The organism is Bacillus sp. TE9106W (assembly GCF_054062215.1).
The window spans coordinates 36,556-58,526 of the sequence record NZ_JBSSFA010000001.1 but is presented as its reverse complement, the minus strand read 5'-3'; the positions used below and the strand labels follow the sequence as shown (position 1 = coordinate 58,526).

Genomic DNA, 21,971 nt, shown 5'->3' with positions numbered 1-21,971 from the left:
CATGTCAACTGTACAAGTACCGAAATTAAATACGAAAGATCTTTTAACACTAGAAGAATTAACGCAAGAAGAAATCATTTCTTTAATTGAGTTCGCTATATATTTAAAAAAGAATAAGCAGGAGCCTTTATTACAAGGAAAGATATTAGGGCTTATCTTTGATAAACATTCAACTCGTACTCGCGTATCTTTTGAAGCAGGAATGGTACAGCTCGGAGGACATGGAATGTTTTTAAATGGAAAAGAGATGCAAATGGGGAGAGGAGAGACAGTTGCAGATACTGCGAAAGTATTATCTCATTATATTGACGGGATCATGATACGTACATTCTCACATGCTAATGTAGAAGAGCTTGCAAAAGAATCGAGCATACCTGTAATTAACGGTTTAACGGACGATCATCATCCTTGTCAAGCATTGGCAGACTTAATGACAATATATGAAGAAACAAATACATTCAAAGGAATAAAATTGGCTTACGTAGGTGACGGAAATAATGTATGTCATTCATTGTTGTTAGCGAGTGCGAAAGTCGGAATGCATATGACTGTTGCAACGCCTGTAGGGTATGAACCGAATGAAGAGATTGTAAAAAAAGCGTTAGCGATTGCCAAGGAAACAGGAGCTGAAATTGAGATTTTGCATAACCCTGAATTAGCGGTGAATGAAGCAGATTTCATTTATACTGACGTTTGGATGAGCATGGGGCAAGAGGGAGAAGAAGAGAAATATACTTTATTCCAACCATATCAAATTAATAACGAACTTGTTAAGCATGCGAAACAAACATATCATTTCTTACACTGTTTACCTGCCCATCGTGAAGAGGAAGTAACAGGCGAGATTATAGATGGACCACAGTCTATTGTTTTTGAGCAAGCTGGTAATCGATTGCATGCGCAAAAAGCATTATTAGTAAGTTTATTTAAAAATGTAGAAGAGCTTTCCTAAAGGATGTACACCCCAGTTGCTAGATACGAATAACAACTGGGGTGTATTTTTTTATATTGAAATGTCATATGTATATTTAGTTAACCATTTCGATATCATCTATAATAAAAGAGAAAATGAAATTTGTTTTTCGGAGTGTGTAAGGGCATACTAGGTATAAAAATATAGTTAAAGAGATGATGAGAGTGAAAACAACTAAGAAAACATATTCGTTTTTTCAGCGGATGTGGAGAATGTTAAAGTTTCAATATTATAAGTTACTTCGATCACCAGAAGGAGCAAAGAAAGTATCGTTAGGTTTTGCAATTGGTTTTGGTTTAGAAATGTTGGTTATATATACGGCATCGCTCGTATATGTAATATTTTATCCAATCGTCAGGTTAGTAAAGGGATCTTTTCCTGCTGCGGTTATTGGCAATATTATTGGAAAAATATCGTTTCTCCCAGTAGTTTTATTTCCACTTGCGTATGCGCTTGGGAAAATGATTTATCCATTTCATGTACAAAAAATATATCATGAACCATTTACGATATCAGACTTGTTTTCAAGTCACATTTTTACGATATTAAAGAGCTTATTACAGAGTGAAGTGTATGTATTAATTGGAATGACGATTTTCGGAGTTGTGTTTGGTGTAGTTTCATATTTTGTTGTGCATTATTTATATGAAAAGAACCGTAAGTTACGCCTGAAGAATAGAAAGAAACGAGTGAGAGAACCACTCGTGCAAATATAAAGAGTGTCACACTCATTTTCTCCTTTGAATATGTTTAAGAAAAAGGGGGAGAGAATGAATGTATTATTATTACGTACCGCAAGTATATCCATATGTAAATTATTATCCGGTTTATGATACGAGTAGGCAATATGAATTATATCGACAACAACAAGTACCGCAACTACTGCAAATACCATCACAACAACCTACGCAAGATCAAAAACCATATTTAACGACATGGCCATATTCAAATGTATATTATGGTAATTATTACGAATCATAAAGCTGCTTCTATTTAGAAGCAGCTTTATACATTTGTTTTCAAAATTAAATTTTGAATAGTTTGAAGAGAGTGGATGAGCTTTTCACGCTCTTCCTCAGATAATGTTTGAAAACTTTCTTTTAGTTTGTCTAAAATGAATTGCTGATACTGATTTACTAACAATTTCCCTTCAGCTGTTAGGGAAATTAAAATGACCCGTCGATCTTTTTCGCTATAATGACGCTCTATTAGTTCTTCTTGAATCAGTTTGTTTAATAGAGGTGTCATGTTAGGCCGTGAAATCGCTAGCCGCTTGCCGATTTCGGAAACTGCTAATGTGCCATTTTCATGCAGAAGCAGTAATACTTGTGTATGTGATGGCGGCATATGTCTTTGAGAAGAAAATTCTCCAGGAAGCATAAATTTGCGATAAAAAAGAGGCACTAGCGAAAGAAGATGATCAACAATACGTTCCCACTCGCGTGATTCCATATAAAGGCCCCCTTCCACTCTCATTGTAACAAAAAAGACATGTTATAAAAATAGAATTGTTTCATAGGAATTTTAATATTTGTAGGCCAACACTTTTTTTGTAAATGAATCGGCAATAATCGTATAGCCTTTATCATTTGGGTGTACTTGGTCAAAGAGTAATTCTTTTTTATCATTCGATATTAATTTACGAATTGGCAAAACGATAGATGGTTGATTTGCTTTTGAAATGGAATAAACGGATTCATTCCAGCCATCTAAAAACATATCTGCATAACTTGCGATGGAGTCATCGAGTTGTAACGGGTTATAGAGTTCAGAAAGAATGAGTAAAGCATCCGGATTTTGATCTCGGACTGTCTTTACAATATTTTTTACATCCGCTTCAAAATGAGCTTTTTCCTTATTTAACATTTTAATACCGTCTATAACACCGACATCACGATTTAAGCGAAATAAATTATTTCCTCCAATATTAATTGTAATGATATTTGCTGCTCTAATTTTTTGTTTTACATCTTCTGATTGAACTTTTTTAGCGAGGCGATCTGTTGTAAGACCGTTTATCCCAAGGTTTTCTACAGTAATTGGTTTATGAATTTGTGCTTCTATTTGTGTAGAGGCTAATTCAGCAAATCCACCTTGTGTCGATCCATATCCTTTGGCGAGCGAATCACCTAGTACGAGATGATAAAAGGAATCGTTTGTTTGCTTATCAATCCAACTGGGAGTAGATGTTTTTTCTATTTTTTCTGCGGGTTCATTTTGTTTTGTCTCATCGTTCTTTTCAAAATAAGAATAAGAAATGATTAGAAGGAGGAGACAAACAATTGTTAAGATGACTTTTTTCATAAATTCATCCTCCTTGTAATTGGTAATTGTATCATATTCAGCAGTATTAACAATGTAAGGGCATATTATATGTTTATGAAAAGTTTACAATAACTTTACAGAAAATTTGTAGAAGTATGTCAAAAAATATTGACGATATGAAAGGACATTATATATGATAATGTCAGATAAGGTAAAATTCTACATAGTGGGAGCTTTATCTCCCGTTAATTGCTAGTCTTCATCAATTGATCGTTTAAGGGGACTACCCGTTAGCGTAGGGTGAAATGAAAATCGTGTATCTAATAGAAGAAAAAAGGTATGTGGTTAGAGACTGATAGAAATTCATTTCATTATTTTTTGGTAATTGTATAAGGGGGATTTTTTGTGAAAAAGTCAAAAAAAATGCTGGCTGGAGCAACTCTTGCTATTGGTGTAATAGCGCCGCAAGTATTGCCAGCAACAGCTCATGCGGATGAGAAAACTGGGGAGAGTACAGTTAACTTACGAATTCTAGAAACATCAGATATTCACGTTAACTTAATGAATTACGATTATTACCAAACGAAAACAGATAATAAAGTAGGTCTTGTGCAAACTGCAACACTTGTTAATAAAGCGCGTGAAGAAGCGAAGAACTCTGTCCTATTTGATGATGGGGATGCATTACAAGGGACACCGCTTGGAGATTATGTAGCGAATAAAATAAATGATCCGAAGAAGCCTGTGGATCCTAGTTATACACATCCATTATATCGTTTAATGAATTTAATGAAGTATGACGTCATCTCTCTTGGGAATCATGAATTTAACTACGGTTTAGATTATTTAAACAAAGTGATTAGTAAAACAGAGTTCCCGGTTATTAACTCAAACGTCTATAAAGATGATAAAGATAATAATGAAGAGAACGACCAAAATTACTTTAAACCATATCATGTTTTTGAAAAAGAAGTAGAAGATGAATCAGGGCAAAAACAAAAAGTGAAAATTGGCGTAATGGGATTTGTTCCACCTCAAGTTATGAACTGGGATAAAGCAAATTTAGAAGGAAAAGTGAAAGCAAAAGATATAGTTGAAACAGCGAAGAAAATGGTGCCAAAAATGAAAGCAGAAGGTGCGGATGTTATCGTTGCACTAGCGCATTCCGGTGTTGATAAGAGTGGATACAACGTCGGTATGGAAAACGCGTCGTATTATTTAACAGAGATTCCTGGTGTAGATGCAGTATTAATGGGACATTCACATACTGAAATGAAGGATGTATTTAATGGTGTTCCAGTTGTAATGCCTGGTGTCTTTGGAAGTAACTTAGGTATTATTGATATGCAATTGAAAAAAGTAAATGGAAAATGGGAAGTACAAAAAGAGCAATCGAAGCCGCAACTTCGTCCGATTGCTGATAGTAAAGGAAACCCACTCGTACAATCTGATCAAAATTTAGTTAATGAAATTAAAGATGATCATCAAGCGACAATTGATTATGTGAATACAGCTGTAGGAAAAACGACAGCGCCAATTAATAGTTATTTCTCATTAGTACAAGATGATCCTTCTGTACAACTTGTGACAAATGCACAGAAATGGTATGTAGAAAAGTTATTTGCTGAAAATGGACAGTATAGTAAATATAAAGGAATTCCAGTTTTATCTGCAGGTGCACCATTTAAAGCAGGTGGCCGAAACGGTGCTACATATTATACGGATATTCCAGCTGGAACGTTAGCGATTAAAAACGTTGCAGATTTATATGTATATCCAAATACGTTATATGCTGTAAAAGTAAATGGGGCACAAGTAAAAGAATGGCTTGAAATGTCTGCAGGTCAGTTTAATCAAATTGATCCAAAGAAAACAGAAGAACAGCCATTAGTAAATATCGGATACCCTACATATAACTTTGATATTTTAGATGGCTTAAAATACGAAATTGATGTAACACAACCAGCGAAATACGATAAAGATGGAAAAGTTATAAATGCTAATACGAATCGTATTATAAATATGACATATGAAGGTAAGCCAGTAGCTGACAATCAAGAGTTTATCGTCGCTACAAATAACTATCGTGGAAGTAGCCAAACGTTCCCAGGTGTAAGTAAAGGGGAAGTTGTATACCAATCACAAGATGAAACACGTCAAATCATTGTGAAGTATATGCAAGAAACACCAGTTATTGATCCGGCAGCAGATAAAAATTGGACGTTTAAACCGATTGTTGCAGATAAATTAAATACAACATTTGATTCTTCACCAAATGCACAAAAGTATATAAAGAAAGATGGGAACATATCATATGTTGGACCATCTGAAAATGAATTTGCTAAATATGCAATTGATATAACGAAGAAGACCGATGATGATAAGGAAACTGGTGGAGAGAACCCGACAACACCGCCAACTGGTGAAGGAAATAATGGAGAGAACCCGACAACACCGCCAACCGGTGAAGGAAATAATGGAGGAAATCCAACGACACCACCAACCGGTGAAGGGAATAATGGAGGAAATCCAACAACACCATCAACAGATGAAGGTAATAATGCTGGATCTGGACAAACTACAACGGATAATCAAAACTCAAAAGAAACAACAACTGTAAGTGAGAACAAAGAAGAACGTGATTTACCGAAAACAGGTACAAGTGTTGCGTCTACAATTGGAGCAGGTTTGGCGTTTATCGGAGCTGGATTCCTTCTGTTATTTAGAAGAAAGAAAGCAAATAGATAATCGAGAAATAGAAAAAGGATTACCGATTAAGGTAATCCTTTTTCGTATATTATGAAATTGTTACTGCCTTTTCTTTCTTCCATGAAAGGCCAAATCCAGTGAAACCAACAATAATTGTTACGATTGGACAAGCTAAGCAGAAGATTGCGAATGGAACGTAATCAAATGTCGGAACACCAAGGACGTTCGATAAGAATACACCACTTACTCCCCATGGTACGAGGGGGTTAATAACTGTACCTGCGTCTTCTAATACACGTGATAAATTACGACGTTCTAAACCGACTTCATCGTATTTATTAGCAAATGCTTGTCCTGTTAAGACGATAGATAAGTACTGCTCACCAAGTAAGAAGTTTACACCGATTGCAGTTGAGGCAGTAGAGATGATTAAGCGTGTGCTAGTTTTTACGAAGCTAGAGATGATATTCATTAGCTGCGTGATAATACCCATCCCTTGTAATAATCCTCCCATACAAAGAGCTAGGAAAATAAGAGCGATTGACATCATCATACTTTGCAGGCCACCGCGAGATAATAAGCTATCAATATCTTTTATACCAGTTTTAGAAACGTAACCGTCTTGCATAATTTTCATTAAATCAGTTAAAGAAGTACTAGGTTTAAATATAAAGAGGATAATGATCCCTACTATAATTCCAGCAAGTAATGTTGGAACTGCGGGTACCTTCTTAAATGCGAATAGGAACAGTAATAAAATTGGAATAAGTGTAAAGATAGAAATCGTTGCATTTTTCTCTAATGTGCTAATGAAGTTTGTGAAGTCAACGTCTCCACTAGTACCGCTTCCTAAAATGAAAAATGCGATAAAAGCAATAATGAAAGCTGGAACTGTTGTCCAAAGCATATTGCGGATGTGCTCAAATAAATCTACACCTGTTACAGCTGGCGCTAAGTTTGTTGTATCAGATAAAGGAGACATTTTATCTCCAAAGAATGCACCAGAAATAATTGCACCAGCGATTAGAGCTGGATCGTATCCGAGAGCACTACCCATACCCATAAAGGCAAGTCCTACAGTAGCAGCAGTTGTAAAGGCACTACCGATACTTGTTCCAACAATTGCACACACAACAAAAACAGTTGGAATGAAAATTTTAGGAGATACAAGTTGGAAGCCGTATACCATTAAAGTTGGAATTGTTCCGGCAGCGATCCAAACACTAATTAATACGCCTACAAGTAAGAAAATAAAAATAGACGGAATACCAGCTGAAATACTACTTATCATTCCTTTTTCCATAGTAGACCAATCAATTTTTTTTATAAATCCAAATGCTAATAAAAGAACGATACCAAATAAAATTGGGATGTGTGGTGAAACTTCTAATTTGATAACACTAAAGCCAATGCAGAAAAAGATAAAAATTGTTAAAAGAACAGATTCAATTTTTGAAACCATTGTTTTCCCCTCCTAAGTAATCTAAAATAACTCTTTTTTATATAAAATTCGCCAATATTGTTTATTTCCTTCTAAAATTTAGAATTTTGTGACAAATTACCGGTAATTGTCCATATCTCAATATAATGTGGAAATGATTGGATAAAAAAACGCCCCTGCATATAATTATGCAGGGACGAAGAAATCGCGGTACCACCCTAGCTTGTGAAATGAATGTATCACAAAATAAAGGGTCGTATGATATGCGTTAATAAAATAAAAACGTCCCTGCAATATATGCAGGGACGAAAAATTCGCGGTACCACCCTAAATTGTGAAACAGTTTCGTTTCACCACTCTTTAGACATAACGGTCTATAACCGTCTTTCACTACTCCTTACGTTTCGTAAAAGAAGCTCCAGGGGGTAATTCATAATTCGCTCTGTACTGGTTCGCACCGACCACCAGCTCTCTGAAATCAGAAATCGAAATACTACTAAATCCTATCAACGCCGATTCATATGATGTTAGTTAAATTTTTATCATATATTCATCATACATGTCAATAAAAATGTATGATATTTTTTTAGGGAAATAAAGGAGATAGGTTTTAACACTGAAAAACGTGCGTTATAATGAATTTGAAAGGGGAGGAAAGAGTGAAGAAAAAAATAATTCTTTTTACCACCTTACTAGTCATTGGCGGAAGTGCTGGAATTTACACAGCTTTTGCAGCTGAATCAGAGCAGGCGAAGCAAAAGCAAATACAGCAGTCAGAAGTGAAGAAAGCGAAAGAAGCTGAAGAGAAGAAGTCGATGGAAAAAGCAGCTACGAAACTAGGAGTTTCTACGGATGGAAAAACAAAAGAAGAAATTACGAAAGAAGTAAATAAGGCTAGATTTGAGCAGCGTCATGATTTATTAATTGAGCATGCTAAGCAACTTGGAATTGATACAGAAGGAAAAAAAGATGAAGAGATTATTTTAGAAATTGGAAAGATACAACATGGAAAGTAGAACAACTTATCGTATGATAAGTTGTTCTTTTTTAAGAACTACTTGATTTAAAAAGAATTGACAGTCATTTAGATTTAATGTTAACTATATTTATAAACTAGTTAACATTAGGGGTGACAATTGTGACTTTTAGTAAGAGTACGACTGACAAACCATTTTATACATATGAAGAGTTATCGGAAAAAAATAAAGCCTATGTATGGCACCCATTTACACAAATGAAGGATTATTTAGAAGAAGATCCTGTCATTATTGAACGTGGAGAGGGAAGAAAGCTATATGATGTAAATGGAAATGAATATTGGGACGGTGTTTCGTCTATTTGGTTAAATGTTCATGGGCATCAAGTGCCAGAATTAGATGAGGCAATTCGTGAGCAATTAAATAAAATTGCCCATTCTACTATGTTAGGGCTTGCTAACGTTCCGTCTATTTTATTAGCAGAAAAAATAATTGAAGTTGTACCAGAAGGCTTGAAAAAAGTATTCTATTCGGACTCCGGTTCTAGCGCTGTTGAAATTGCAATTAAGATGGCCTTTCAATATTGGCAGCATAAAGGAAAACCGAAAAAACAAAGATTTGTTACATTAAAAGAAGCGTATCACGGTGATACAATTGGAGCTGTTTCAGTAGGAGCAATAGACTTGTTTCACCAAGTGTATAGTTCACTTTTATTTGAGGCAATTAAAATGCCTTATCCATATACATATCGTTCTCCTTATGGAAATGATAAGGCGGAAATTGTAAAAAAACATTTAGAAGAAATGGAAGAGCTACTGAAAGATAAACATGAAGAAATTGCGGCGATTATTGTAGAACCTTTAATGCAAGGTGCTGGCGGTATGATTACAATGCCAAAAGGATACTTAAGAGGGCTACGTAATTTATGTACAAAATATAACGTTTTATTTATTACAGATGAGGTAGCGACTGGGTTTGGGCGTACTGGGAAAATGTTTGCATGTGAACATGAACATGTAACGCCGGATATTTTGACAGCCGGAAAAGGTTTAACGGGCGGATATTTACCAGTTGCAATCACCGTAACGACAGATGAAATTTATAATGCCTTTTTAGGGAGCTATGAAGAACAAAAAACGTTTTTCCACGGTCATAGTTATACAGGGAATCCGTTAGGTTGTGCGGTAGCAATTGCGAATCTAGAACTATACGAGAAAACAAATTTAATAGAAGAAGTGGCGCGCAAAACAGAATATGTGGCGACACAATTAGAAGAGCTCTTTGCATGTAAACATGTAGGGGATATTCGTCAGTGTGGGTTAATGGTTGGAATTGAACTTGTGAAGAATAAGGAAACGAAAGAAGCGTTTGAATGGACAGAGAGAGTCGGTGTTCAAGTATGTAAACGCTCAAGAGAGCTGGGTATGATTTTGCGTCCGCTCGGTAACACGATTGTATTTATGCCTCCCCTTGCTTCCACAATTGATGAGATTGATGATATGTTACGTATTTTATATAAAGCAATCTCGGATATTACGGAGGGAGAATAATGAGCGGTTTTTTTATAACAGCGACGGATACTGAAGTGGGAAAAACTGTAGTTGCAGGTGCATTAGCAGGTGTATTTAGAGAATTAGGATATAACATAGGGGTATATAAACCGTTGCAAAGTGGACATGTTGCATCAAATCCAGAGGGAGATGCAGCAAGGCTAAAAGTATTATCAGGTGTACCGACAAAAGAAGATGAAATTTGCCCTTATTCTATTGAAGAACCGCTTGCTCCGAGACTTGCCATGAAAAGAGCTGGAAGGGCAGTAACGTTAAAAGACATTATTCACCACTATAATGAGCGATTGAAAGATTTTAATAGCCTATTTGTAGAAGGTGCAGGTGGACTAGCTGTTCCATATACAGAAGACGCTTTAGTAATTGATTTCGCAAAAGAATTACAGCTTCCACTTATTGTAGTAGCACGTCCTACATTAGGAACGGTAAATCATACAGTTTTAACGATTGCTTATGCAAAGGCACATGGCTTAACAGTAGCAGGTGTCATTTTATCTGGCTGTAAAGAATGTGAAATGGAAAGGGTACAAGAAAATAAAGTAATGATTGAAGAGCTAAGCGGGGTACCGGTTTTAGGCTTATTACCATTCTTTGAAGGTAAGTTTACAAGAGAAGAAGTATTGGAATCTGCTAAAGAATATATAATGATTTCAAAATTAGAGGAGTTCATCCGAAATGAATCAACCGTGGCGCACACATCTTCAAACTAAGTTACAACAATTACATGAGCAAGGGCAGTATCGCAATTTGCACGTAACAGAACAAGCAGAAGAGACATGGCTTATTCGAGATGAGAAAAGGATGCTAAATTTAGCGTCAAATAATTATTTAGGGTTAGCTGGAGATGAAAGGTTAAAAGAAGCTGCTATCGTATGCACAAGAAAATATGGAACTGGGGCGACAGCATCAAGGCTCGTGGTAGGAAACTATTCACTGTATGAAGAGGTTGAGAGAAGTATATGCAATTGGAAAGGCACTGAAAAAGCCTTAGTTGTAAATAGTGGATTTACCGCAAATGTTGGAGCGATTTCTTCATTAGCCTGTCGTCACGATATTGTTTTTAGCGATAAATTAAATCATGCGAGCATTGTTGATGGAATTATATTAAGCGGGGCAGAGCATAAAAGGTATCGACATAATGATTTAAATCATCTGGAGGCGTTGTTGAAAACAGCATCTCCTGAAAAGCGGAAATTAATCGTAACAGATACTGTTTTTAGTATGGATGGTGATACTGCGTATTTGAGGGAGTTAGTGCAGCTGAAAGAGAAATACGGGGCAATCATTATAGTTGATGAAGCACATGCGAGTGGAATATATGGAATTGGTGGAGCAGGATTATCTCATATAGAAAAAGATCTTGCTCAAAAAATAGATATACATATGGGGACGTTTAGCAAGGCTTTAGGGTGTTATGGTGCGTATTTGACAGGTGATGCAATTTATATGGAGTATTTACAAAATATGATGAGAAGCTTTATTTTTACTACAGCTTTACCGCCAAGTACGTTAGGAGCAGTGCAAAAAGCAATTGAAATTGTACAAGAAGATCATAAGAGAAGAGAGAACCTTATAGCAAATGGAGAATACTTCAGGAGTAAATTACGAGAAGCTGGATTTAATATAGGGAATAGTTCAACTCATATTGTACCGATTGTAGTTGGTTCAAATGAAAATACTTTACGGTTTAGCAAAAGGTTACAAGAGGCAGGTATTGCAGCTATTGCAATTCGTCCGCCCACTGTACCGGTCCATAGTTCTCGAATTCGCTTTGCAGTTACATCTCAACATACAATAGCTGATTTAAAATGGGCTATTGACCGAATTACCCACATTGCGAAAGAAGAGGAGCTTTTCGTATGAAAGAGCTGAAAATCATTTTTATCCCTGGATGGGGAATGGAAGAAAATATTTGGGATTTAGTACTTCCGCATTTTAAAGGATATTCTGTTCAATGCATTGATTGGCGTAACGTGAAAGAACAAAGTGAATTTGCGGGGCGAATAATAGATGTAGCAAAGGATGAAAATGTAATTTTAGTTGGATGGTCACTAGGAGCGTTAGCGGCAATTCAAGCTTATAAAAAAATTAAGGCAAAGGGTATCGTACTAATTGGTGGTACTGCCAAATTTACAAATGCAAGTGACTATAGTAATGGTTGGAATGCTTTGCATGTAGAACGGCTGAAAAGAAATTTGGCGAGAAGGAAAGAAGATACGCTCAAGCGGTTCTATGAAAATATGTTTACGAAAGATGAGTTGAAAGAAAATAAAAGTTTTGAAGACATCGTAAAACATTTTAAAGGTGATTCTATCCAGTCTTTACAATTCGGTTTGGATTATTTAATAGAAACGGATATGAGAGAAGCATTGAAAGAAATTAACGTCCCTATACTACTTATTCACGGAGAGCGGGATGTAATATGCCCATTGTCTGCAGCATGTAGTATGGCTGAGAATAAGACGGCCAAGCTTAAGGTAGTGAGTGAGGCTGGACACGCATTATGTGTAACGGATTTTGAATATTGTGTAAATGAGATAATTCAATTTGTAGAGGGGATACGACATGATCAACAAAACGTTACTACAAAAACGGTTTAACGTGGCGGCTGTATCCTACGATCAATATGCAAATGTACAAAAAAAGATGGCACATTCATTACTCTCTAAATTAGATCGGCGATATAGTGCAAATTCATCGATACGTATTTTAGAACTTGGATGCGGGACAGGATATGTTACAGAGCAATTATCAAACTTATTTCCGAAAGCACATATTACAGCTATTGATTTTGCTGAAAGTATGATCGCAGTTGCCAAAACTAGACAAAATGTGAAAAATGTAATGTTTTACTGTGAGGATATCGAAAGGTTACAACTAGAAGAAACATATGATGTCATTATTTCGAATGCCACATTTCAATGGCTAAATGATTTAAAACAAGTGATAAGAAATTTATTTCATCATTTGTCTATAGATGGGATATTACTCTTTTCAACGTTTGGACAGGAAACATTTCAAGAATTGCATACTTCGTTCCAGCGGGCGAAAGAAGAAAAAAATATACAAAATGAAACATCGATTGGGCAACGTTTTTATTCGAAAAATCAATTACGCCATATATGTGAGATAGAAACAGGGGATGTGCATGTTTCTGAAACATGTTACATAGAGAGATTTACAGAAGTTAGGGAGTTTTTACATTCTATTCGAAAAGTAGGAGCGACCAATAGTAATGAAGAATCATATTGTCAAAGTCCCTCACTCTTTCGTGCGATGCTTCGCATATACGAAAGAGACTTCACGGAAAATGAAGGGATAATGGCGACGTATCACGCTTTATTTATGCATATAACAAAAGAGGGGAAGAGATGAAATGAAACAAGTACAAACAAAAAGGGATTGGAAAAAACTTGCATATGACGTAGTAGAAGAAAAAATGATTGCAAAAGAGGATGCAATAGCGATATTAGAAGCTGATGATACAGAAGTTTTAGAGATTATGAATGCTGCTTACATTATTCGCCATCATTACTTTGGTAAGAAAGTAAAATTAAATATGATTATTAATACGAAATCTGGATTATGTCCTGAAGATTGCGGATATTGTTCACAGTCGATTATTTCAGAAGCACCGATTGATAAATATGCATGGTTAACGCAGGAAAAGATTGTAGAAGGAGCACATGAAGCGATTCGCCGTAAAGCTGGTACATATTGTATTGTAGCATCTGGTCGCCGCCCGACGGATAAAGAGGTGAATCATGTAATTGGAGCCGTTAAGGAGATTCGTGAAACAACAGATTTGAAGATTTGTTGTTGTTTAGGTTTCTTAAACGAAGATCAAGCAGGACGTTTAGCTGAAGCTGGTGTACATCGTTATAATCACAACTTAAATACACATGCGAATAATTACGAAAGCATTTGCTCCACTCATACGTATGATGATCGTGTTGATACAGTTCAAAAAGCGAAACAAGCGGGTATTTCACCATGTTCTGGGGCAATCTTTGGAATGGGAGAGACAATAGAAGAGCGCGCTGAAATTGCATTCGAATTACAACGTATAGATGCAGATTCAATTCCATGTAATTTCCTAGTTGCTGTAAAGGGTACGCCGCTTGAAGGACAAAAGGAGTTAACACCAGTAGAATGTTTAAAAGTGTTGGCGATGATGCGTTTTGTAAACCCAACGAAAGAAATTCGTATTTCAGGAGGGCGTGAAATCAATTTGCGTTCTGTACAGCCAATCGGTTTATTTGCAGCAAACTCTATTTTTGTTGGAGACTACTTAACGACAGCTGGACAAGAACCGACTGCAGACTGGGGTATGATTGAAGATTTAGGATTTGAGATTGAAGAATGTGCACTTTAAGATAGAAAAAAGCAAACTTGTAAAAGAGTTTGCTTTTTTTGTAAATAAAATGTAATAAATAGTTGTGAACGCTTGATACTAGTGGCTTTTGAGCGAAAAAAGAATTTTGGTGGACGAATTTTCCAAGCACCAATTGTACATAGTAAATATGTAATTTATATTGGGTTGGAGGATTTTACATGCACAAATATATATTAGCGATTATGACTTGTCTCATTTTACTAAAAGCAATAAGTGCTGATCCAGTTAAGGCCGCCGAAAATCCTGAACAAAAAGAGATGCAACAACGAATTGAACAACATTTTCGAACGAAAGCTGAACATTTTGGATTGAAAACAGAAGGGAAAGATTTAAAGGAAGTACGAAAAGAAATTACTATTATAGAAGAAGTGAAGAAAAGAGAGAATGTATGGAGAACAGCACAAACACTTCGTATACAAACAGAAGGAAAAACAATGAATGAATTAATAAAAGATGTACGGAAAAAAGTAAAAAAATAAAAAGAGGCCGCAGCCTCTTTTTATTTTTTTATGCCCATTGTTTTGATAAGTGAGCCATTTCAATTGCAGCAACTGCAGATTCATAGCCTTTATTACCAGCTTTCGTGCCCGCGCGTTCAATCGCTTGCTCAATCGTTTCTGTCGTTAATACACCGAAAATAACTGGGATGTCTGTTTGAAGTGATAAAGATGCAACACCTTTTGCTACTTCATTACAAACATAATCGTAATGTGTTGTAGCACCTCGAATTACTGTACCTAACGTAATAACAGCATCATACTTCCCGCTATTTGCCATCTTTTTAGCGATTAAAGGAATTTCGAATGCGCCAGGAACCCAAGCAACATCAATATCGTTTTCTTCTACACCGTGACGCTTTAACCCATCTAAAGCTCCGCCTAGTAACTTACTTGTAATAAATTCATTAAAACGTCCAACAACAACCCCAACTTTTAATCCTGTACCAACTAAATGACCTTCGAATACCATAATAAATCTCTCCTTTAATTATAAGTTTAATAAATGTCCTAATTTGTTTACTTTCGTTTGTAAATACGTTTTATTCTCTTCTTTTGCTGGCATTTGCAACGGTACGCGCTCCGTAACTGTTAAATCGTAACCTTGTAAGCCAGCGATTTTTCTTGGATTATTCGTTAATAATCGTAAATGTTGTAAACCTAAATCTTTTAATATTTGAGCGCCGATACCGTAATCACGAAGGTCAGCGGGAAAACCAAGCTTTTCATTTGCTTCTACAGTATCGAAGCCTTCTTCTTGTAACTTATAAGCGCGAAGCTTATTAAGAAGGCCAATGCCTCGTCCTTCTTGTCTCATATAAAGAAGAACGCCTTTTCCTTCACGCTCAATTTGAGCAAGTGCAGCATGGAGTTGTGGTCCGCAATCACAGCGGCACGAGCCAAATACATCTCCTGTTAAGCACTCTGAATGAACGCGTACAAGTACAGGCTCACCTGTTGAAATATCACCTTTTACGAGTGCAATATGTTCTTTCGTATCTAATGAGTTAGAATAGCCAATTGCTTGAAAAGTACCGAAATCTGTAGGTAATGTAATTTCCACTTCTCTCGTCACAAGTGTTTCATGATGGCGGCGATAAGCAATTAAATCTTCTATTGTAATCATTTTTATATCAAATTGTTTTGCGCACTGTAGTAAATCAGGTACACGTGCCATCGTACCGTCCTCATTGATAATCTCGCAAATGACTCCAGCTGGTTCTGCCCCGCAAAGCTGTGCTAAATCGACAGCAGCTTCTGTATGACCAGCACGACGCAGGACACCGCCTTCTTTCGCGATTAATGGAAAGATATGTCCAGGTCGATTGAAATCAGCACCTTTTGATGCAGGATTTAACAATTGTTGTATCGTAGTTGCACGTTCGTGAGCGCTAATGCCTGTTGTTGTAGAAACATGGTCAATGCTCACTGTAAATGCAGTATGATGCGAATCTGTATTATGAGATACCATGGGTTCTAATTGTAGACGTTCTGCGTATCCTTCCGTAATCGGTACACAAACGAGACCGCGTCCATGTGTAATCATAAAGTTAATTGTTTCGGGCGTAATATACTCTGCTAAAGCGATAAAATCGCCTTCGTTTTCACGGTTTTCATCATCACATACGATAACGACTTTTCCTTGTTTTAAATCTTCTAGAGCTTCTTCAATACGATGAAACATAATGCTTCCCCCTTATAGAAATCCGTTTTCTTGTAAAAAGTTTTCGGTCATTGAACCTGTTCGTTTTACAGGCTTAGTAATAAATCGTTCGATATATTTACCAATCATGTCACACTCAATGTTTACGATGTCACCGGCATTCTTTTCTCCGATAACAGATTCACTTACTGTGTGCGGGATGAGTGAAATTGTAATGGAAGATTCGTCTATATCGAATATTGTTAAGCTCGTTCCATCAACAGCAATGGATCCTTTATGCAAACAATAGCGCAGCAGTTCATCAGAAATAGCTATTTTGTAATAGATGGCATTATAGTGTTGTTTTTTGTTTAATATCGTCCCGATGCCATCAATATGTCCTGAAACGAAATGTCCACCGAATCGTCCATTTGCAGCCATTGCTCGCTCTAAATTCACTTTAGATTGTGATTTGAGTAGGCGAAGTGATGTCGATTTCATCGTTTCGGGCATTGCATCCACTGTGAATGAAGTTGTTGTGAAACTCGTTACAGTTAAGCAAATACCGTTAATCGCGATGCTATCACCTAAGTGAACATCTGATAAAATTTTATTGGCATGTATCGTTAACTTCATTGCTTCTCCGCTTTGTTGCATATTTGTTATCGTTCCTAATTCTTCTACAATTCCTGTAAACATTTCGTCACCTCGTTTCGGGCATGCGCAACGATTTTTATATCATCGCCAATTTGTTTCATCTCTTGAATTTTTAAGGAAAGTGCATCTTGTAATGTTGAAAAACCATTGCCGCCAAATAAAGTAGGGGCATCTTTCCCACCAATTAATTTTGGGCTTATATAAGTTACAATTTCATTGAAATTGTTTGTTTGTAAGAAGCTTGCATGGACGGTTTGCCCACCCTCAACGAAAAGAGATAGGATTTGTTTTTCACCGAGTAAATCTAAAATATCTTGAATTTCAATCTGTTTCGTTTTCATTTGGAATATCGTTATATTTTCAGATTCATAAGAAGCTATTTTCTCTTTATTTACATCCCTGCCAACCATAATCCATGTCGGTGCTAAAGAATCTGTTATGACATGAGAAGACGGTGGCGTTCGTAAATGGGTATCTAAAATAACGCGTATAGGATTTTGCCCCCCGTTAGGAATTCTTGTCGTTAAATGCGGATTATCAGCTATAACTGTATTCACTCCAACGAGAATCGCATCGTGTGTATGGCGATATTGATGAACATCAGCGCGTGCATCTTCACCTGTAATCCATTTACTTTCACCAGTAACAGTTGCTGTTTTTCCGTCTAAGCTCATCGCTGTTTTTATTGTTACAAATGGACGTTTCGTTTTCATGTAGTGAAAAAAGTAGCGATTTAATAAAACTGCTTCTGCTTCCAGAACACCGGTAGTTACTTCGATGCCAGCTTCCTCTAATTTTCTTTTTCCATTACCAGAAACGAGCGGATTGCAATCAAGAGTAGCAATTACAACCCGTTTGACTTCTTTTTTGATGAGCAATTCACAGCAAGGTGGTGTTTTTCCAAAATGGCTACATGGTTCAAGGGTTACATACACGGTGGCTCCTTTTGCTTTGTCACCAGCCATATGAAGAGCATGAACTTCTGCGTGTTCTTCACCAGCACGTAAATGAGCTCCCATACCGACGATGTTTCCGTCTTTTACAACAACAGCACCAACCATAGGATTTGGACTTGTTTGCCCACATGTTCCTTCTGCTAATTGCAGGGCAATCCTCATATATTCTTGATCTGTCATTTTCTTCACCTCTCCTAAAAAAATCAAAAAACCCCAAGGATTTTAATATCCTTGGGGTTTGGGAGACGTGATTTCTAGAAATATAGTTCGAATACGAAAGTATAGGAAAGAAACCTAACGATGATTGATATTTTGGCATAAGGAAGAAACCTAGCAAAAATATCAAATTTTTCAAACGCTAGTCGTATCTTTTTATTTCAGCATAGAAAGATAAGTATACAAAATAAAACATATATATAGATTTGAATTGAATCTATAAAAATATGCATACTGAAATAAAAGTGTATTCGCTATATAAAATTACTAGAAAACATATCCTTCTCCCATCCAGACTATACTGTCGGCCCTAGAGTTTCACTAGATCCACCGTTTTCGAGTTGAAAACGGGTCACGGACTTAGAAGTTTGCACTTCATCACCGCCGGTTGGGAATTTCACCCGACCCCGAAGGATGCTGTTTGCTCAAATTATAGCACAAAAAAAATAAAAGGCTAGCAAAAAGTATTCGAATGTGAAGAATTGTGTGAAAATATATGTAGGCTGGAATGGAGACAAAAGTATTAGAAATGTTGTAAGGAGAAGGGATATAAAGGAGTTGTTAAAAAGAAAAAACATGCACAAAAAAATGTGCATGTCACATGTAAAATTATTCTGCCTCTGGTGCTCTAACAACAGATTCGAATTTCCCTTTATGCGAAGCATCGCAATAAGGCATATTTTTTGATAAACCACAACGACATAAAGAAAATGCCGGTTTTGCCGGGAATACATTCCCTTGTGAATCAACTAATTCCACGTCCCCTGTAACGCGAAAAGAGCCATTATCATTTACTTTAATTTGTACTTTAGCCAACGCTATCCCTCCTTCCCAAACGCTTAATTTCATCATATAATCAAGAGAAGTACTTGACAATATAAAAAGAGCACTTTCTTTGGGAGAGAAGAGAGTGTTATAATGTTTTTTATAACTGACTAGAGTAAGGTGACGAAAGATGGATAAACAATTACGTACATTACGAAATATTGCAAATGAGCGCACGTGGGCTTCATTTTTGAATGATAATCATCCATATAGTTTGTTACATTGGTCCATTGCTGGTGTAGGACAAGAGTCGAAGGATGTTTGGTTACTGCAAGATGAGGTAACATTTCAAACGACAGAATTTCCAACGTTAGATGATGCAATGCAATGGATTTCTGAAAATATGGAACAAGTTACAGACGTTTTAGCGCAATAAAAAAACAGGCTTATGCAAGCCTGTTTTTTGTTTCTTTTACATATGAGTTTAAAAATTGATCGACTGCCGCTTCATACTCTTCTTTATTTTCGTTATAAGAGCAAGCGTGAGCACCGTGTTCTGCAATATAAAGTTGTTTATTATTCTCTTTTGCTTCATATAACGCTTTTGTCATATCAGCTAAAATATAATCGTCATCTTTACTATGAATAAAGAGAACGGGATTGTTAATGTTCTTGATACAATCGATTGGTGAAACTTCACGAATCGTATAACCGTCACGCACTTTTAAGAAAGCATTTGCTAAAGGTAATAAAGGCCATTTCGGTAAATGGAATTCAACCTTTAAACGGTGCTGTAATTGTCCGTAAAAATCAGAGAAAGGACAATCTGCAATATAGAAATCAGCGCCATCTTCTACAAGTCCTGCGTATTGAAGAAGTGTTGCAGCTCCCATCGATTCACCATGAATACCGAGTGTTATATTTGTTCCAAAACGACTTTTTAGCCAGTCAACTACGGATTTTAAATCATGCTTTTCATAGTATCCATAGCTTGTTGTTTTCCCACCAGTTTTACCATGACGACGATGATCGTAAATAACGACATTATATCCTCTGTTTAAAAATAACCTTGCATATTTTACAGAGTTCATTTTATTTACAGTTACGCCGTGACAGAAAATCATAAATTTGTTGGAATGATCGGCAGGAATGTAATATCCGTGGAGATCATATCCGAATTGCGAAGGAATATGAATTTCTTCTTTATGAAGAGCATCAAAATCTTCTATACGAAAATGTTTTTTCGTTTCTCTTTCGAGTACTTCTTCCTCTGTTTTTTTCTTTAAGTACATCACTTTATTTGTAAAGAAAATTCCAAGGGCAGTTATCGCACCTAGTATAGTAAACAATGCTGCAAAAAAACGTTTCATACTTTACCTCATCCTCCAAATACCGTTACATGTGATACACTTATATTGTATCACAATGATAGAAAAGGGGAGAAATAGGAAATGGTGCATATACAAGAAATTACGCCAGCGATGAAAGAAACAATCCGAATGTTCATGTGTGAGAACTGGGGGAGCTCATTGATGGTTTCACGTGGAAAGGGGCATCGGTTAGAAGAGTTGCCAGGATTTGTTGCGCTCTCAGAAGACAGAATAATCGGAATTATAACGTATGAAGTGATCGGAAATATGTGCGAAATTGTATCGTTAGATAGCTTTGAAGAAAGAAAAGGAATAGGGACAAAACTTGTGGATTGTGTATTAAAAGTTGCAGAAGAAGAACAGTGCAGGCAGATTTGGCTTATAACAACAAATGATAATATGAATGCGTTACGTTTTTACCAAAAACGTAATTTTGTGATGACTCATTTATATGTGAATGCAGTGGAAAAGGCACGAAAAATAAAGAAAGAAATTCCACGTATTGGGTATGATAATATCCCAATTTTACATGAGATTCAGTTAGAGTATCGTTTAATGAAATGATGTAACAATTTTCAGAAATATAAGTTATTAACCTTGACGAATATTGTAATTTAGGTTACCGTAAAATTGTAATCTATTACCATATTAAGGGGTGACGATGTGGCAACTATACGTGATGTTGCAAAATTGGCAGGTGTTTCAGTCGCAACCGTTTCACGAGTTATGAATGAAAAAGGATACGTTCATGAGGACACAGTAAAACAAGTAAAGGAAGCAATTGAGGAGTTACGTTATAGGCCAAATAGTGCAGCAAAGCCATTATTTAAAGAGAATTCAACAATAATTGCATTACTTGTAGATAATTTATATAATCCATCAAACATCACTTTGCTACATTGTATTGAGGAAATAGCATATAAAGAAGGATATCAAATCATTGTTTGTAATATAGAGAATAAAGATAGATGCATACATATGTTGAAGGAAAATAACGTTGCAGGTGTTATTTTGACAAGATCGGTTTTTAAAAGTATAGGAGAAATTCCACTTCCGTTTGTTGTGATTGATGAAAAAAAATCGCATGTAAATTATTATGAAAGTGGACAAAGAGCGGTTTCTGTATTAAAAGAAAAAGGCTGTCACTTCCTTGCTTATTTCGGTGAGGGAGAAGATAGTGAAGAAATGGAAAATCACATATCAGGATTTTTAGACGCTGTTTGGGAGGGAGGAATCTCTTATCGAGAAGTATGTGTACAAGGGTATACGAATAAACAGTTTATTACATTATTGCGAAACAATCCGTATATAGATGGAATTGTAACTGGAAGTGATAAGGTTACTTTTGAGTTAATTCAAGCAGCAAAAAATTTAAATATCCGTATACCGGATAAATTAAAAATTATTGGACTGAACGGGAGTATAGACAGTGAGTGGATAGGGCCGTCATTTATGAAAATTGAAAGTTGTATCGAAGAAAATGGGGAAATAGCGTTGCAACAATTAAAAGAAAAAATAAAAAAGTAAAAGGTGCGTATA

24 protein-coding genes, 1 riboswitch and 1 other annotated feature are annotated in these 21,971 nt (G+C 36.1%); of the genes, 15 read left to right on the top strand and 9 right to left on the bottom strand.

From position 1 onward, the window contains the following. The first annotated feature begins 1 nt into the window (after position 1). The 3 genes from argF (at position 2) to ACVWY7_RS00330 (ending at position 1,954) form a co-directional block, all read left to right on the top strand. Positions 2–952: an ornithine carbamoyltransferase gene (gene argF / locus ACVWY7_RS00340; protein WP_105989987.1), complete on the top strand. Its 951-nt coding sequence runs from the start codon at positions 2–4 to the stop codon at positions 950–952. A gap of 176 nt (positions 953–1,128) precedes the next feature. Further along, positions 1,129–1,689 (top strand): DUF2062 domain-containing protein, encoded by a 561-nt coding sequence (locus tag ACVWY7_RS00335; protein ID WP_002037066.1) that lies wholly within the window; start codon positions 1,129–1,131, stop codon positions 1,687–1,689. A gap of 58 nt (positions 1,690–1,747) precedes the next feature. Further along, complete coding sequence (locus ACVWY7_RS00330) at positions 1,748–1,954, top strand: hypothetical protein (protein ID WP_000291958.1); 207 nt, start codon at positions 1,748–1,750, stop codon at positions 1,952–1,954. A gap of 24 nt (positions 1,955–1,978) precedes the next feature. On the opposite strand, the gene ACVWY7_RS00325 is transcribed toward ACVWY7_RS00330, so the two are convergent. Both ACVWY7_RS00325 and ACVWY7_RS00320 read right to left on the bottom strand, forming a co-directional pair. Then, on the bottom strand, positions 1,979–2,425 hold the full coding sequence (locus ACVWY7_RS00325; protein WP_000445822.1) for a MarR family winged helix-turn-helix transcriptional regulator: 447 nt from the start codon (positions 2,423–2,425) through the stop codon (positions 1,979–1,981). Positions 2,426–2,497: 72 nt separating this feature from the next. Then, on the bottom strand, positions 2,498–3,277 hold the full coding sequence (locus tag ACVWY7_RS00320; protein ID WP_000755833.1) for a GDSL-type esterase/lipase family protein: 780 nt from the start codon (positions 3,275–3,277) through the stop codon (positions 2,498–2,500). A 366-nt stretch (positions 3,278–3,643) separates the two neighbouring features. Between ACVWY7_RS00320 and cpdB the strand changes: the two genes are divergently transcribed. Continuing rightward, a complete protein-coding gene (gene cpdB / locus ACVWY7_RS00315; protein ID WP_105989986.1) occupies positions 3,644–5,986 on the top strand; it encodes a bifunctional 2',3'-cyclic-nucleotide 2'-phosphodiesterase/3'-nucleotidase in 2,343 nt (780 codons plus the stop codon). 49 nt (positions 5,987–6,035) lie between these two features. Here the strand turns inward: cpdB and nhaC are convergent, their stop codons facing one another. Continuing rightward, the gene (nhaC, locus tag ACVWY7_RS00310; protein WP_062923496.1) at positions 6,036–7,409 is read right to left on the bottom strand and encodes a Na+/H+ antiporter NhaC; all 1,374 of its coding nucleotides are present in this window, start codon (positions 7,407–7,409) and stop codon (positions 6,036–6,038) included. A 277-nt stretch (positions 7,410–7,686) separates the two neighbouring features. After that, positions 7,687–7,907: a binding site (T-box leader), on the bottom strand. Between the two features lie 140 nt (positions 7,908–8,047). Here nhaC and ACVWY7_RS00305 point away from each other — a divergent pair. From ACVWY7_RS00305 to ACVWY7_RS00270, 8 genes are all read left to right on the top strand, one after another. Then, on the top strand, positions 8,048–8,404 hold the full coding sequence (locus tag ACVWY7_RS00305; RefSeq protein WP_000726890.1) for a hypothetical protein: 357 nt from the start codon (positions 8,048–8,050) through the stop codon (positions 8,402–8,404). A gap of 122 nt (positions 8,405–8,526) precedes the next feature. After that, complete coding sequence (bioA, locus tag ACVWY7_RS00300) at positions 8,527–9,915, top strand: adenosylmethionine--8-amino-7-oxononanoate transaminase (RefSeq protein WP_000144310.1); 1,389 nt, start codon at positions 8,527–8,529, stop codon at positions 9,913–9,915. Then, a complete protein-coding gene (bioD, locus tag ACVWY7_RS00295) occupies positions 9,915–10,643 on the top strand; it encodes an ATP-dependent dethiobiotin synthetase BioD (RefSeq protein ID WP_062923493.1) in 729 nt (242 codons plus the stop codon). Before bioA ends, bioD begins: the two co-directional genes overlap by 1 nt. Continuing rightward, positions 10,609–11,796, top strand: coding sequence for an 8-amino-7-oxononanoate synthase (gene bioF / locus ACVWY7_RS00290; RefSeq protein ID WP_073524981.1), 1,188 nt, complete (start codon positions 10,609–10,611; stop codon positions 11,794–11,796). The genes bioD and bioF overlap by 35 nt, the downstream gene beginning before the upstream one ends. Then, positions 11,793–12,533 (top strand): alpha/beta fold hydrolase, encoded by a 741-nt coding sequence (locus ACVWY7_RS00285; protein ID WP_073524979.1) that lies wholly within the window; start codon positions 11,793–11,795, stop codon positions 12,531–12,533. The genes bioF and ACVWY7_RS00285 overlap by 4 nt, the downstream gene beginning before the upstream one ends. Beyond that, positions 12,499–13,308 (top strand): malonyl-ACP O-methyltransferase BioC, encoded by an 810-nt coding sequence (gene bioC / locus ACVWY7_RS00280; protein ID WP_073524977.1) that lies wholly within the window; start codon positions 12,499–12,501, stop codon positions 13,306–13,308. The genes ACVWY7_RS00285 and bioC overlap by 35 nt, the downstream gene beginning before the upstream one ends. A 1-nt stretch (position 13,309) precedes the next feature. Then, positions 13,310–14,308, top strand: a complete 999-nt coding sequence (gene bioB, locus ACVWY7_RS00275; RefSeq protein ID WP_000815842.1) for a biotin synthase — start codon at positions 13,310–13,312, stop codon at positions 14,306–14,308. A 179-nt stretch (positions 14,309–14,487) separates the two neighbouring features. Continuing rightward, on the top strand, positions 14,488–14,808 hold the full coding sequence (locus tag ACVWY7_RS00270; protein ID WP_105989983.1) for a hypothetical protein: 321 nt from the start codon (positions 14,488–14,490) through the stop codon (positions 14,806–14,808). A 28-nt stretch (positions 14,809–14,836) separates the two neighbouring features. Here ACVWY7_RS00270 and ribH read toward each other — a convergent pair whose 3' ends face one another. The 5 genes from ribH to ACVWY7_RS00245 all read right to left on the bottom strand — a co-directional run bounded on the left by ribH (position 14,837) and on the right by ACVWY7_RS00245 (position 19,113). Continuing rightward, positions 14,837–15,298 (bottom strand): 6,7-dimethyl-8-ribityllumazine synthase, encoded by a 462-nt coding sequence (gene ribH / locus ACVWY7_RS00265; RefSeq protein WP_000230892.1) that lies wholly within the window; start codon positions 15,296–15,298, stop codon positions 14,837–14,839. Between the two features lie 18 nt (positions 15,299–15,316). Beyond that, positions 15,317–16,510: a bifunctional 3,4-dihydroxy-2-butanone 4-phosphate synthase/GTP cyclohydrolase II gene (gene ribBA, locus ACVWY7_RS00260; protein ID WP_000469013.1), complete on the bottom strand. Its 1,194-nt coding sequence runs from the start codon at positions 16,508–16,510 to the stop codon at positions 15,317–15,319. Positions 16,511–16,522: 12 nt separating this feature from the next. Continuing rightward, on the bottom strand, positions 16,523–17,167 hold the full coding sequence (gene ribE / locus ACVWY7_RS00255) for a riboflavin synthase subunit alpha (protein WP_000493928.1): 645 nt from the start codon (positions 17,165–17,167) through the stop codon (positions 16,523–16,525). Next, entirely contained in the window at positions 17,149–18,261 is a 1,113-nt protein-coding gene (ribD, locus tag ACVWY7_RS00250) for a bifunctional diaminohydroxyphosphoribosylaminopyrimidine deaminase/5-amino-6-(5-phosphoribosylamino)uracil reductase RibD (RefSeq protein ID WP_000131962.1), read from the bottom strand. Before ribD ends, ribE begins: the two co-directional genes overlap by 19 nt. Before the next feature lie 311 nt (positions 18,262–18,572). Then, positions 18,573–18,716: riboswitch (FMN riboswitch) on the bottom strand. Positions 18,717–18,906: 190 nt separating this feature from the next. Beyond that, entirely contained in the window at positions 18,907–19,113 is a 207-nt protein-coding gene (locus ACVWY7_RS00245) for a CDGSH iron-sulfur domain-containing protein (RefSeq protein WP_001151582.1), read from the bottom strand. 139 nt (positions 19,114–19,252) lie between these two features. On the opposite strand from ACVWY7_RS00245, the gene ACVWY7_RS00240 reads away from it, so the two are divergent. Next, the gene (locus tag ACVWY7_RS00240; RefSeq protein ID WP_000360810.1) at positions 19,253–19,498 is read left to right on the top strand and encodes a DUF2552 family protein; all 246 of its coding nucleotides are present in this window, start codon (positions 19,253–19,255) and stop codon (positions 19,496–19,498) included. A 10-nt stretch (positions 19,499–19,508) separates the two neighbouring features. On the opposite strand, the gene ACVWY7_RS00235 is transcribed toward ACVWY7_RS00240, so the two are convergent. Then, complete coding sequence (locus tag ACVWY7_RS00235; RefSeq protein WP_000819224.1) at positions 19,509–20,432, bottom strand: alpha/beta hydrolase; 924 nt, start codon at positions 20,430–20,432, stop codon at positions 19,509–19,511. Between the two features lie 81 nt (positions 20,433–20,513). On the opposite strand from ACVWY7_RS00235, the gene ACVWY7_RS00230 reads away from it, so the two are divergent. Together ACVWY7_RS00230 and ACVWY7_RS00225 are read left to right on the top strand one after the other, a co-directional pair. After that, positions 20,514–20,996, top strand: a complete 483-nt coding sequence (locus ACVWY7_RS00230) for a GNAT family N-acetyltransferase (RefSeq protein WP_000233405.1) — start codon at positions 20,514–20,516, stop codon at positions 20,994–20,996. 99 nt (positions 20,997–21,095) lie between these two features. Then, positions 21,096–21,959 (top strand): LacI family DNA-binding transcriptional regulator, encoded by an 864-nt coding sequence (locus ACVWY7_RS00225; RefSeq protein ID WP_073524974.1) that lies wholly within the window; start codon positions 21,096–21,098, stop codon positions 21,957–21,959. Positions 21,960–21,971 lie beyond the last annotated feature (12 nt).

What these genes read in the sequence shown, in the direction of transcription:
- bioF (WP_073524981.1), top strand. Translation starts at nt 10,609, where the DNA reads ATGAATCAACCGTGGCGCACACATCTTCAAACTAAGTTACAACAATTA.
- bioC (WP_073524977.1), top strand. Translation starts at nt 12,499, where the DNA reads ATGATCAACAAAACGTTACTACAAAAACGGTTTAACGTGGCGGCTGTA.
- ribD (WP_000131962.1), bottom strand. Translation starts at nt 18,261, where the DNA reads ATGACAGATCAAGAATATATGAGGATTGCCCTGCAATTAGCAGAAGGA.
- ACVWY7_RS00320 (WP_000755833.1), bottom strand. Translation starts at nt 3,277, where the DNA reads ATGAAAAAAGTCATCTTAACAATTGTTTGTCTCCTCCTTCTAATCATT.
- ribH (WP_000230892.1), bottom strand. Translation starts at nt 15,298, where the DNA reads ATGGTATTCGAAGGTCATTTAGTTGGTACAGGATTAAAAGTTGGGGTT.
- ACVWY7_RS00235 (WP_000819224.1), bottom strand. Translation starts at nt 20,432, where the DNA reads ATGAAACGTTTTTTTGCAGCATTGTTTACTATACTAGGTGCGATAACT.
- ACVWY7_RS00335 (WP_002037066.1), top strand. Translation starts at nt 1,129, where the DNA reads ATGATGAGAGTGAAAACAACTAAGAAAACATATTCGTTTTTTCAGCGG.
- bioD (WP_062923493.1), top strand. Translation starts at nt 9,915, where the DNA reads ATGAGCGGTTTTTTTATAACAGCGACGGATACTGAAGTGGGAAAAACT.
- ribBA (WP_000469013.1), bottom strand. Translation starts at nt 16,510, where the DNA reads ATGTTTCATCGTATTGAAGAAGCTCTAGAAGATTTAAAACAAGGAAAA.
- ACVWY7_RS00230 (WP_000233405.1), top strand. Translation starts at nt 20,514, where the DNA reads ATGGTGCATATACAAGAAATTACGCCAGCGATGAAAGAAACAATCCGA.
- ACVWY7_RS00285 (WP_073524979.1), top strand. Translation starts at nt 11,793, where the DNA reads ATGAAAGAGCTGAAAATCATTTTTATCCCTGGATGGGGAATGGAAGAA.
- nhaC (WP_062923496.1), bottom strand. Translation starts at nt 7,409, where the DNA reads ATGGTTTCAAAAATTGAATCTGTTCTTTTAACAATTTTTATCTTTTTC.
- bioB (WP_000815842.1), top strand. Translation starts at nt 13,310, where the DNA reads ATGAAACAAGTACAAACAAAAAGGGATTGGAAAAAACTTGCATATGAC.
- ribE (WP_000493928.1), bottom strand. Translation starts at nt 17,167, where the DNA reads ATGTTTACAGGAATTGTAGAAGAATTAGGAACGATAACAAATATGCAA.
- ACVWY7_RS00325 (WP_000445822.1), bottom strand. Translation starts at nt 2,425, where the DNA reads ATGGAATCACGCGAGTGGGAACGTATTGTTGATCATCTTCTTTCGCTA.
- ACVWY7_RS00330 (WP_000291958.1), top strand. Translation starts at nt 1,748, where the DNA reads ATGTATTATTATTACGTACCGCAAGTATATCCATATGTAAATTATTAT.
- argF (WP_105989987.1), top strand. Translation starts at nt 2, where the DNA reads ATGTCAACTGTACAAGTACCGAAATTAAATACGAAAGATCTTTTAACA.
- ACVWY7_RS00240 (WP_000360810.1), top strand. Translation starts at nt 19,253, where the DNA reads ATGGATAAACAATTACGTACATTACGAAATATTGCAAATGAGCGCACG.
- ACVWY7_RS00270 (WP_105989983.1), top strand. Translation starts at nt 14,488, where the DNA reads ATGCACAAATATATATTAGCGATTATGACTTGTCTCATTTTACTAAAA.